The organism is Pseudomonas sp. Ost2 (assembly GCF_018326065.1).
Classification (GTDB): Bacteria; Pseudomonadota; Gammaproteobacteria; order Pseudomonadales; family Pseudomonadaceae; genus Aquipseudomonas; species Aquipseudomonas gingeri.
In genome coordinates, this window is sequence record NZ_AP021904.1 from 4,049,732 (window position 1) to 4,061,385 (window position 11,654).

Annotated in this window: 7 protein-coding genes; 3 read left to right on the plus strand and 4 right to left on the minus strand. The window is 63.0% G+C overall.

Annotated elements, in window-relative coordinates; translation table 11 throughout:
• Window positions 1–35: 35 nt before the first annotated feature.
• Window positions 36–911 (minus strand): DNA/RNA non-specific endonuclease, encoded by an 876-nt coding sequence (locus tag KI243_RS17715; protein WP_177108597.1) that lies wholly within the window; start codon window positions 909–911, stop codon window positions 36–38.
• A gap of 171 nt (window positions 912–1,082) precedes the next feature.
• Here KI243_RS17715 and KI243_RS17720 point away from each other — a divergent pair, with 171 nt between their 5' ends.
• From KI243_RS17720 to KI243_RS17730, 3 genes are all read left to right on the plus strand, one after another.
• Entirely contained in the window at window positions 1,083–2,045 is a 963-nt protein-coding gene (locus KI243_RS17720; protein WP_212809559.1) for a class I SAM-dependent methyltransferase, read from the plus strand.
• A gap of 117 nt (window positions 2,046–2,162) precedes the next feature.
• Window positions 2,163–3,047, plus strand: a complete 885-nt coding sequence (gene rarD, locus KI243_RS17725; RefSeq protein ID WP_042935272.1) for an EamA family transporter RarD — start codon at window positions 2,163–2,165, stop codon at window positions 3,045–3,047.
• Between the two features lie 266 nt (window positions 3,048–3,313).
• Window positions 3,314–7,396: an Ig-like domain-containing protein gene (locus tag KI243_RS17730; protein ID WP_212809561.1), complete on the plus strand. Its 4,083-nt coding sequence runs from the start codon at window positions 3,314–3,316 to the stop codon at window positions 7,394–7,396.
• A gap of 224 nt (window positions 7,397–7,620) precedes the next feature.
• Here KI243_RS17730 and metC read toward each other — a convergent pair whose 3' ends face one another.
• Genes metC through KI243_RS17745 form a run of 3 tightly spaced genes read right to left on the minus strand, consistent with a single transcriptional unit; the run spans window position 7,621 to window position 11,638 of the window.
• Window positions 7,621–10,362: a cystathionine beta-lyase gene (gene metC, locus KI243_RS17735; protein WP_212809563.1), complete on the minus strand. Its 2,742-nt coding sequence runs from the start codon at window positions 10,360–10,362 to the stop codon at window positions 7,621–7,623.
• Between the two features lie 26 nt (window positions 10,363–10,388).
• The gene (locus KI243_RS17740) at window positions 10,389–11,045 is read right to left on the minus strand and encodes a glutathione binding-like protein (protein ID WP_017125983.1); all 657 of its coding nucleotides are present in this window, start codon (window positions 11,043–11,045) and stop codon (window positions 10,389–10,391) included.
• Complete coding sequence (locus KI243_RS17745) at window positions 11,042–11,638, minus strand: cysteine dioxygenase (RefSeq protein ID WP_177083015.1); 597 nt, start codon at window positions 11,636–11,638, stop codon at window positions 11,042–11,044. Before KI243_RS17745 ends, KI243_RS17740 begins: the two co-directional genes overlap by 4 nt.
• Between the last annotated feature and the right edge of the window lie 16 nt (window positions 11,639–11,654).

Sequence of the window (11,654 nt, forward strand, 5' to 3'; positions counted from 1 at the left end):
AAGCAACGGGTGGCCGGGCACCCACCCGGCACCGACTACCCCTTGGCCAGCGAACCCGACACCGGCAGGCTGTCCAGCAGCCGCAGGCCGGTGGTCTTGACGAAGGTGGCGTAGTCCATCGGCCGCTCGATGGCGGTTTCGGCGTTCGGCAGCACATAGGCCCAGGCCCGCCCGGACGCACTGTCATAGACCAGCTTGAACAGTCGGGTCGGCACCCAGACCCGGTTGTCGCCGATGGTGCCGTGGCCCTCGTCGAACAACGGGCCGGTAAACACATAGACATTACCATTGGCGCGCATGGCGAATTTGCGCACATCCGCCTCGACCTTGCTCCAGATCTTGCGGTTGTTGGTCGGGTCCTGCGGCACCATGTTCGACAACGCGAAGGACTGGGCCATGGCATTGGGGCTCGGCGCATCGGCCGCCGGCGACTGATGCCCGCGGTCCACCGCCGGATGCTGGCCACGATAGTCACTCAGTTCGGCCCGGCCGCCCTTGGGAATACGCGGGTCCGGGTAGAACTGGTTGGTGCGCTCCTCGCCCTTGGCGTCCTTCAGTTGCGCCGAACTCAGGCGTTCGACCACCACCAGCGGGGTCTTGCTGGTTTGCGAATAGAGCACGGCAAAGTTGTCGGAACACAGGGCCAGGGGCTTCATGGTCGCCGGCACGCTGCCGGTATTGATCGGCCTGGCGTTCGGGAACAACTGCGCACAACCGTCGAACGAGGGCTGGCGCTCCTGGCTGGAATACAGGTCGAGCGCCGCGTCCTGGCTGATGGAGCCGGAACGGTGTGCCTGTTTCTCGTGCTGGGCCGGTGGAGCGATGAGATCCAGCAGGCTGCGCGCTTGCGCCGTGCCGCTGGTGAACAACAAAAGGGCTGACAACCCCACTGCGATCTTGCCTGGGTGCATGCTTGAAATCTTCGAATTGGATGGCCGGAAACTAACGAAAAAGCCCTCTGGATCGGGGCTCGGAGGGGCTTTTACCATCTACCGCAGGCAAATGACAGCGATTCCTCGATGCCGTTTTTTCGCGGGAATGGGGTTAAAATACTGGCCCTTTCAGATTGCCGACCCTGCCCGATGAATCCCCAAGCCCTTTCCACCCTCCACGCTCACCTGCTCGACGCCCTGGCGGCGGCCCCGGCCGAAACCCGGCGCCTGTTCCACGGGCGCGGACGCTGCTGGCCGGGACTGGAGCAACTGACGGTGGACTGGCTTCAGGGCGTGGTCATGGTTTCGCTGTTCAAGGAACCGGAGCCCGAGCAGTTGGCGGAACTCAAGCGTGTGCTGGGCGAACTGAGCCAGTCCGCGGCCTGGACCGGCAGTGGCGCCCATACCCTGCTGCTGCAACACCGCTACTTGCCATTGAGCCCGGCCGAATGGCTGCTCGGCGAAGCCATCGACGAATGGACCCTGACCGAAGGCGGCCTGCGCTATCGGGTGGACCTGGGCAAGAAGCAGAACAACGGCCTGTTCCTCGACATGCGTTACGGCCGCGACTGGGTGCGGGCCAATGCCGGGGGCAAGCGCGTGCTCAACCTGTTCGCCTACACCTGCGGCTTCTCGGTGGCGGCCATCGCCGGCGGCGCGCAGCATGTGGTGAACCTGGACATGTCCCGCGCAGCCCTCAGCCGTGGCCGCGACAATCATCGCCTGAACGGCCACGACCTGGGCAAGGTGAGCTTTCTCGGCCACGACCTGTTCAAGTCCTGGGGCAAAGTGATCAACAGCGGGCCTTATGACCTGGTGATCATCGATCCACCCTCGTTCCAGAAAGGCAGCTTCCTGCTGAGCAAGGATTACCAGCGGGTCCTGCGTCGCCTGCCGGAACTGCTGACGGCCCAGGGCACGGTTCTGGCCTGCATGAACGACCCGTCCACGGGTTCGGACTTCCTGATCGACGGCGTCACCCGCGAGGCGCCGAGCCTGCGCTTCGAACAGCGCCTGGACAACCCGCCGGAGTTTCCCGACAGCGATGTCGAAAGCGGCTTGAAGGCCCTGGTGTTCCGTCAGCACAAGACGGGCGACACGCCTTCACACTGAAAGCGACGCCGATCCCTGGCCGCGCCTGGAAAATGGCCGGCCGGTTTGCCTCGACCGCTACAAAGTATCAAGCTGTCGACTATAAGAAACCCATGTTCGCCCACCCGTGAGGCTGTTGTGTCCAGAGGCATTGTTCTATCGGTATTGGCGTCCTGCCTGTTCGCCATCATGTATTTCTACACGTCCTTGCTCGAGCCCCTGAACGGCGAGGACATCTTCGGCTGGCGCATGCTGCTGACCGTGCCCTGCATGACGGTGTTCATGCTGCTGTCCGGTGACTGGAAACTGGTGCCGGCGATCTTCATCCGCATTCGCCAGCAGCCGATGCTGCTGGCCAAGTTGCTGCTGTCCTCGGCGATGCTCGGCGTACAGTTGTGGATATTCCTCTGGGCGCCGCTCAACGGCCACAGCCTGGACGTGTCCCTCGGTTACTTCCTGCTGCCCCTGACCATGGTCCTGACCGGGCGTATCGTCTACGGCGAAAAGCTCTCGCGGCTACAGACCATCGCCGCCCTGCTGGCCCTCTGCGGCGTACTCAACGAGTTGTACCAGGTGGGCAGTTTCTCCTGGACCACCTTGCTGGTGGCCCTCGGTTATCCGGTGTACTTCGTGCTGCGCCGGCGCAACGGCACCGACAACCTGGGCGGGCTGTGGCTCGACATGGCGTTGCTGTTGCCGGTGGCCTGGTGGTTCGTGCAGCACGGCGAACAGGGTTTTGCCGTGCTCGACCGACGACCTTCGCTGTACGTGCTGATTCCGTTGCTGGGAGTGATCAGTGCGGCGGCATTGATCTGCTACCTGCTGGCAAGCCGCTTGCTGGCGTTCGGCTTGTTCGGCCTGCTGGGGTATGTCGAACCGGTGTTGCTGGTGATCGTCGCCCTGCTGCTGGGCGAAAGCATCCGCGCGGGGGAATGGCTGACCTATATCCCGATCTGGCTGGCGGTGGTGGTACTGGTGCTCGAAGGCGTCAAGCGCCTGCTGGGACAGCGCCGCTCACACTGACCACAGCCCGATCAGGCTCAAGACCAAGGGGCTGGCCTTGGCGAACGCGAACGGCAGCAGCACACGGCTGCCGTTGAAACCCGCGCCCCCTGACTCGTCGTACTGTCGAGGCTTTGTGCGCACCTTCCACCGAGGGCTGACCACTCGTCGCCACTGTCATTTCTGACAGCTAGCCAGCCACTGCCTCCCGGCGTTGAATGGTCTTTACGACTCGCCATCCGGGCTTTCGGGTCGCCTTTTTCCGTGACCTGTCAGGAACCCCGACCATGAACGACAGCCTCGATCCCACACGCCTCGCCGACAACCCGCTGCCCGTGCGCACCTTCGATCTGAGCCAGCCAGAACCTATCACCCCCGTGCCCTTCAACGAGCTCGATCTCTACATCCCCAACATGACCGCGCCCGTGGTCGGCTTCGACGGCGGCATCAACCGGGCGGCCCTCGATGCCCACCGGGACAAGGGTCTGCAGTGCATCCTGCTGCCCTACCGGCCCATGGCCGAAAACGACTTTATCGAGTTGTTCTGCCGTGACACCGTCACTCCTGTGGCCTTTCATACCGTCAGCGATATCGAGGCCGCCAACAACGCGCAGATATCACTGTTCATCCCCCGCGCACGCCTGCCCGACGGCCCTGCCGATCCGGTGTTCTTTCACCTGACCCGGGTGAGTGGCAACGACGATGAAACCGCGCGCTTTCGCCTCAAGGTCGATACCGTCTCCCCCGGTGGCCGCAACCCCATCGCCAGTACCTACTACAACGAAAACCTGGCCATGCCGGTCTTTCCCCAGGACCTGATCGATTTTGGGGTCGGCGAGGGTGATATCGAGGCTCCGGTACCGGTCCGCATCGACTTCTATCCTGCAATCAGTCCCCCGGCGACGGACATAAACCGCGCCGTACGAGATCGCATCCGCCTGAGCATCGGCGGCTATATCATCGAGCACCGGGTCACCGAGGGCGAATTCGAAAGCACCGACCCGATCACCCTCCGGGTCAACACCGGCGACTGGCAAAAGATCGGCAGCGGCGAGCATGTCTGTGAATACGAGGTGGTCGACGAGGTCGGCAACTACTCCGATGGCTGGTCACCGGCGCAGCTACTTGAAGTGCGTCTGGACGATCAGGCCGAGCCCTTGCTCTACGAGCCTTATGTGGAAGAGTCAGACGAGCACAATGAACTCGATGCCGATGCCCTCGAAGGAGCGGATGCCACCATCGTCGTGGTGGTGCACCGGGATGATTTCGCGGTTGGCGATACGATCCAGATAAAGCTCAATAGCAAGACTTCGACGGGGCTGCCTGTCATCCGCTATATCGATCATCCCGTCGCGGCCAACGAAGTGGGACGCAGCGCGAGAATTCCCTGGGACAACGCCGAGATCAGGTCGCTGATCAAGGGCCGGGTACAGATTTCCTATAAACGTATCCGCCCCTCCGCGCCGGAGCGCGGGTCGCGTAGCGTCATCGTCTATATCACCGGCACCCAGGTCGGTACCGGCCTGCCCGCCCCCACGGTCGAGGGCGCGCCCGGCGATGTATTACCGCCGGATATCGCCTTCCTGATCGTCAATATCAAGGAATATGTGGGCCAGGATCCTTTCGACCGGGTCATCCTGGTACTCGACGGCACCTATGCCAATGGCCGGTCGTACTACAAGGAAGTCGACGATATCGCCGGCACCGGCGATATCGTCTTCCACTTGCAGAACGGCCCCAATGGCGATATCGCCCGGCTCGAAGGCGGGACCTTGCGCCTCTACTACTGGGTGGAAAACGAGAGGGGGAAATTCCCTTCCGAGGACCTGCTGCTCGATGTCGGCCAGCCCCAGGCTTCGCTGCCGCCGGTAGAGGTGGATGAGGCGCCACCGCCCGATCACATTTTCGACCCCGAGGTGTCGCCGTTCGATGCCAGGGTACTGGTCAAGGCGAACGTGGACATCATCGAGAACGACATCATCAACCTCCACGCCGAGGGCAGCGTCGCCGGGGGCAGCGCGCCGGTATTCGTCTTCCCTGTCACCGCGACCTGGGTCGGTCGGGACCTGCCCTTCACCCTCAAGCGCGAGTACATCCTGCCCAACCTCGACCGCTCGATGCACCTGTACTACACCCTCGCCCGGGCTGGCGCACGGCCCCGTTTTTCCCATCCCTTCATCATGAAGGTCGGCGGTGCGCTGGACCTGCCGATGCCCCATGTCCTGGAAACCACCGAGCCGGGTGGTCATCTGCTCAACCCGATCCATGCCCAGCACGGGGCGACAATACGGGTTCGCTATGACGGCATGAAGAACTCAGACAATATCCAGGCATTCTGGAAAGGGGTTGCGGGATCGATAGGCAGCCCGGACATTGTTCCCAAGCCGGGGAACGAGAGCCAGCAATACGTCGACTTTGACGTCCCGGACACGACCGTCGCGATCAATATCGGCAAGCAGGTGGAAGTCAGCTACGCCATGACCCGCGCCGGTACCACCACGCCTTCGGCTCCGCTGAACCTGACCCTCCAAAGCCTACCGGGCTCAGGACTGCCGCCCTTGCAGATACTGGAGGCTGGCTCAGGCCAGGTGGATGTCAACGGCACCGTGACGTTCCGGGTCGATGCCTGGCCGTTCTATCGCCAGGGTGACCGGGTCTGGCTGGCCCTGGAAAGCGACAACCCGGATGGCACGCTCAATCGGTTACCGATCTGGACCGCTTCGCCGATCAGTGCCGCGGAATTCGGTCAGAAATTCCTGACCCGGGTCATTACCAGCAATCCCGACTACGCGACATGGTTGCGAGCTCTGGCGCATGGCAGCAAATTGCGCGTCACGTTCAAGGTCGTCTTTGGCGGCGGCTCGAATGAAGCCGATGCGCTGACTTTCCCGGTGCGCAGCTATATCGTCCGTAACGCGGTGCAGGTAGAGGCCCCGACCATCACCTCCGTCAAGAACGCCGCTAACGGTGAAATCACCAATGGCTCCACGGTGGTCACCACAACAGTGACGGTCACAGGCACCGCCCCCAATGGGCAACAAGTGCAAATTCGAGACGTCAATAACGTGATGGGCACCGCCAACGCCAACGGCAGCGGTGTCTGGACCTCATCCGCATTGACGGTGACGAACAAGGCCTACAGCATCAACGCGCGCGGCGTCTATGACAGCAACCCGGTGTCCACGCCGCCGCGCACCTTTACCGTCACGGCGCTGGTGGCCCCTAGCTTGACTTCCGTGAAAGATCCCAAGGGGGCTGAAGTCGAGCAAGGGACTACTACCCGGGAAAGGGTTTTCACCCTGACAGGGGTCGCCAGCAATCTTCAACGCGTCCAGATCGAAGACGGCAACGGCCCCTCAGCTCAAGTCCTGGGCACCGCGGCTGCCAACGCCTCGGGTATATGGACCTTCACCACATCCACCCGACCAACCGGTGAAAGAAGGTTTTATGTCCGGTCGCTCTATCACCCCTCCACGGTTTTTTCGAACGTACGCACCTTTAACGTCACCGACGAGGTGAAACCGAATATCACCGGCGTACATACTTCCTCAGGACTTTCAGTCCCCCACAATGGCACCACGAACCAGACGAGCCTGACACTCTCTGGCACCGCAACGCCCAACTCCACGATAGAAGTACGAAATGGTGGGGATATCCTCTTGAGCACCGGTGTCAACGGTTCCAACGCCTGGAGCGACCATATCCATAACTTATCGGAAAAGAAATACGATCTTGTCGCTAAAATAGTGGGTGGGACACTTTCATCGGATATCAGGACTTTTACGGTGCAATTACACCCGCCCCTGGCCATGAACACCTCACCGATGGTTCTGAATGGGAAAGCCATCCGTACCAGCCTCGGTTGGCCGCAGACCGGAAACGATTTTCTCAACAACACGGCTACCCGCACCCCGACGGCAGGTTCCGGCTCATACACCTACAGCTCGAACAACATCAGCATCGCCCCCGTATCGGAAACAGGCAAAGTCGTAGGCCTGAGAAACGGCAGTGCACGGATCACCGTCCGGGACGAACGGACCGGGCAAACCCTGGGATATGACGTGACGGTCAGCAATGTGTGGGAATTGAATATCAACAACTCACGACTGGCATCTTATGAAGCGAATACCTGGAGAATCAACAGGAGAGGAAGCAATTTACCTCAGAGTGATATGGACTTATTGAAAAGGTATTACACCAGCCCATTTCCACGGAGTAATTTACTGCAGAATGCATATTGGTGCGACACCTCAGGCGCCGGCTGTAGCCTGGGCCAGAATCTGATCTACTCATCGACCACTGGAAATGTTTCCTGCAGCCCGACATCTGCCAGCTCGTGGGGAGCATTTTGCATAACTGAATATAATTGACAAACCATCCGTGACTCTTTTGAAACGGATTTAAAACCTTGTAAAAAGGGGAGCCCCGCTCCCCTTTTTGGTATCAGCCCCGCGCCAGGCAACCTCAACCACTCGTCGCCACTGTCATTGCTGACAGCTAGCCAACCCCTCACGGCGTTGAATGACCGTCACGACTCGCCATCCGGACTTTCGGGTCGTTACCTGAATGCGCAAAAGGTTGCCTGCCCCCCGACTCAGAGCGCGGCAAATCCGCGTTGCAGATCCTCGATCAACGACGCCACGGCCTCCAGGCCGATATGCAGGCGGATCACCGGGTTGCGCGACGGTACCGGGAACTCGCGATCTTCCAGGTCGGCCAGCGTCACCAGGCTTTCATAGCCGCCCCACGACGCCCCCAGCCCGAACAGGTTCAAGGCGCCGATAAAGCGCTCGGCCTGCTGCGGATCGGCCTCGGCGAACTCGAACGACACCAGTCCGTTGCTGCCGGTGAAATCGCGCTGCCACACCTCATGCCCCGGATGCTCCGGCAACGCCGGATGAAAGACCTGCCGGACCTGCGGTTGTGCCTGCAACCAGCGGGCGATTTCCAGGCCCTGGCGCTGGTGCACTTCCAACCGCGCCGCCAGGGTCCGCGCACCGCGCAGCACCAGGAAAGCATCGTCGGGACTGACCGTGTTGCCAAAGCTGTCGCTCATGCGCGCCAACGGTTGCCAGGCGGCCTCGTTGGTGCAGACGCTGCCCATCACCACATCGCTGTGGCCGGCCAGGTACTTGGTCAGGGCCATGATCGAGATATCCGCGCCCAGTGCCAGCGGCCGGTACTGGTACGCCGAACCCCAGGTGTTGTCGACCGCCACCAGGATATCGCGCGGCTTGCACAAGGCGACGATCGCCGGCAGATCGCTCAACTCATACAGCAGCGAACCCGGCACCTCGCAGTAGACCATCCGTGTCGTCGCCCGCAACCGGGATTCGAGATCCCGGCCATCCGCCGGGAAATACTCGACCTCGATGCCGAACGGCGCGAGAAACTCTTTCGCCAGCCGGCGTACCGGTCCGTACACGCCATCGGTGATCAGTACATGATCGCCCGGGCGCAGGTACGCCAGCAGCGTCTGCGCCACCGCCGCCAGGCCGGTGCCGAACAGCCGCGTGCGATAACCGCCTTCCAGCTCGGTCACCAGGTCTTCCAGGGCAAAGGCCGTCGGATTGCCACGGGCGCCGTAGCTCAGCACCCGCTCGCTGTCGCGTCGGGTACGGGCGTCGCGCATCTGCGCCAGGTTGTCGAACAGCACCGTGCTCAGACGCGTCACCGGCACATTCACCGCCCGCGCCCCGCTACCCTCGCGGGTCCGCGCGGCGTGGACCAGGCGGGTGCGCACATCGACCGGCGCGCTGGCCGGTGCCAATGGACTCAGGCTGGCGATCTCGGCCTCGGTCATCTGCCCCAGCAGGCCGGTTTCCCAGGCCAGGTACTGGCGCGCCGCGTCCTTGTTGCCGGAGTGACGGTCATGGGTGAAGAACAGGAAGTCGATGCACTGCTCATCCGGCAAGGCCGACGCATCGGTGATCAGCTTCAGGCCGTTGTCCTGCCAGGACTGGATATCTCCCGACAGCACACGGGCCTGGGCGCTCTGAGCCGGCGGCAATTCCAGCAACGCCAGTTGCGCCACCGCCAGATCGTCAGCGACCAGCACCAGCGGCCGTGTCTCGGCGGCCACTTGCGCCGCCAGCAGCGAGCGGATTGACCATTGCGAACCGGCCAGATGGCTCTTGCGGAAGGTCATGCCCGGACGCAGGTCGATCAGCGCCACGCTGTCTTCGGCCAAGGCCCGCGCCAGGCTCGCCGCGTCGATGGCGGGCAGTTCGGAGAATGCCGGCAAGGTCGCCACCGGCAAATGCAGGCCGCTGTGCAGGCCTTCGTCGAGGACTCGCGCATCGTGACCCAACTGGCGCAACCAGCTGGCCACGATCGGTGCACGCACGCCATCGCCGTCGAACACCACCACCCGCGCCTTGCGCACGCCGATATACAGGTCGGTGGCCTGGATCAACTGACCGCCGGGAGTGTGTTGCGCACCGGGCAGGCTGCCCAGGGCGAACTCCTCGGCACTGCGCACGTCGCAGAGAAACAGGCTGCCCTCGCCGCTTGCGGCCCAGGCACTGACCTGCGCCGCGCTGACGCTGGGCACGCCGGCACGCCGCGCCAGTTGCCGGGCCGCTTCGCGCTGCTGCTCCAGCCCGGTCGGCGCCACCTCGTCGCGATAACGCCGGCTGCTGCCGTGCTCCAGTTGCAGGTCGGCGAGAAACCAGCCCTGGGTACCGTTCTCCAGGGCATAGACCGGGTTCTTCACCCCCAGATTGATCAGGGTCTGCGCGCCGATAATGCTGCGGGTACGCCCGGCGCAGTTGATCACCACCGGCGTCGACTCATCCGGCACCAGGTCGTGCAGGCGATAGCCCAGCTCACCGTTCGGGCAGCAGATCGAACCGGGAATGGTCATCTTGCGGTATTCGTCGAACGGCCGACCGTCGAGCAGCACCAGAGGCTTGCCCTCGGCCTGCCAGGCCGCCAGCTCGCCGGCACTGATATGCGGTGTGTGACAGGCTTCCTCCACCAGCTCGCCAAAGGCCTTGGACGGCACATGGACGCCGGCGAACAGCTGCAGACCGGCAGCCTGCCAACCCTCGGCGCCACCTTCGAGGCGGTGCACCTGGCTGTAGCCGAGTTCGGCCAGCCGCCGGGCGGCCCGCAATGACAGATCGCCGCCGTCCTGGTCGTAGACCACCAGGCGTACCGCCGGATTCGGCGCCAGGCGCCGGGCTTCCAGCTCCAGGCGGCTATAGGGCAGGTGCACGCCGTGGAACAGGTGCGCCGAGCCGTATTGCCCGTGCTCGCGAATGTCGAACAGGGCGATTTCCCGGCCATCGAACAGCCACGTCTGCAACTGTGCCGGGGTAATGGTTGTGCTCACGAAAGCCTCGCCTCGGGATAAAGAAGTCATTCCAGCACCAGTGAACGTTCAGCCGGTGCCAGCTCGCGGCCGCGGGCATAGGCCCGCTGCACGGCCGGACGGGCCTTGATCCGCTCGCGCCAGGCACTGATCGCCGGGTAGTCGAGCAAGTCGAAACCCTGGCGTTGCGGCTGGATCCACGGAAAGATCGCCATGTCGGCGATGCTGTAGTCACCGGCCACGAACGTCCGTTGGGACAGACGCCGCTCCAGCACCTCATACAAACGGGTGGCCTCGCCCTGCAACAGGTCGAGGGCAAAGGGAATCGGCTCGGGGGCCTTTTCCCGGAACAGTTGCCACTGGCTCAGGTACGGCGTGATATGCCCGACCTGCCAGAACAGCCACTCCTGCACCCGCTGGCGCTCGACACTGCCGGCCGCCGGCACGAAGCGCCCGCTCTTGTCCGCCAGGTAAGTGAGGATAGCCCCGGATTCGAACAGGCTCAGCGGTTCGCTGCCGGTGTTCGGGGCATGGTCGACAATCGCCGGGATCCGGCCATTGGCGCTGATCTGCTGGAAAGCCGCGTCACGCTGCTGCCCGGTGCGGATATTCACCGCCTGCAGGCGATACTCCAGCCCCAGTTCCTCAAGCAGGATGCCGACCTTCAAGCCATTGGCCGTCGGCCAGTAGTGGAAGTCGATCATGCGTAGGCCTTGATCGAAGGCGCCATCTGCGACTTGTTGTAGTTCAGGACGGTGCCATCGTCCTGCACGCCGTAGCGGCCTTCGAGGGACTCCAGCGGACGACCGTAGAGGTGGAAGTGCAAGGTGGCCTGTTCGCCATCGACGCGGATGCTGTGCAGGTCTTCGCCGAGGAAGGCGATCGAGGTGCCGGGCTGCACCACCACTTCACGTTCGAGCGCCAGTACCGCGCGCTTCGGGTCGGAGCCATCGTCGCTGCGGGTGTACACGCGGTTCAGTTCCTGGCCTTCGATGGCGCTGATCACCGCCCAGGTCTCGTGGTTGTGGGCGATGGTGTTCTTGCCCGGCAGCAACGAGTTGAGGTACAGGGTCGGGGTCTCGCCGTCATCGTTCAGGCGGTAGCGGAAGGCGGTGTTGCCCTCGCCCGCCACAGGTGCCGGAAAATACTCGAAGTTGAACAGGTCGCGGCGCTCGGCCAGCTCTTCCAGCAAGGCGACGATGTGCTCCAGGGCCGCGCGATCGACGCCGCGCTGATGGATGGCGCGGATCTTCACCAGGAAAGATTCGATCACGTTGGCGCGTTCGGTGGTGCTCATGGGCAGGCTCCTTATC

Coding starts and splice junctions, on each gene's coding strand:
- KI243_RS17730 (WP_212809561.1), top strand. CDS start 3,314: ATGAACGACAGCCTCGATCCCACACGCCTCGCCGACAACCCGCTGCCC.
- KI243_RS17720 (WP_212809559.1), top strand. CDS start 1,083: ATGAATCCCCAAGCCCTTTCCACCCTCCACGCTCACCTGCTCGACGCC.
- KI243_RS17740 (WP_017125983.1), bottom strand. CDS start 11,045: ATGATCGACTTCCACTACTGGCCGACGGCCAATGGCTTGAAGGTCGGC.
- KI243_RS17715 (WP_177108597.1), bottom strand. CDS start 911: ATGCACCCAGGCAAGATCGCAGTGGGGTTGTCAGCCCTTTTGTTGTTC.
- KI243_RS17745 (WP_177083015.1), bottom strand. CDS start 11,638: ATGAGCACCACCGAACGCGCCAACGTGATCGAATCTTTCCTGGTGAAG.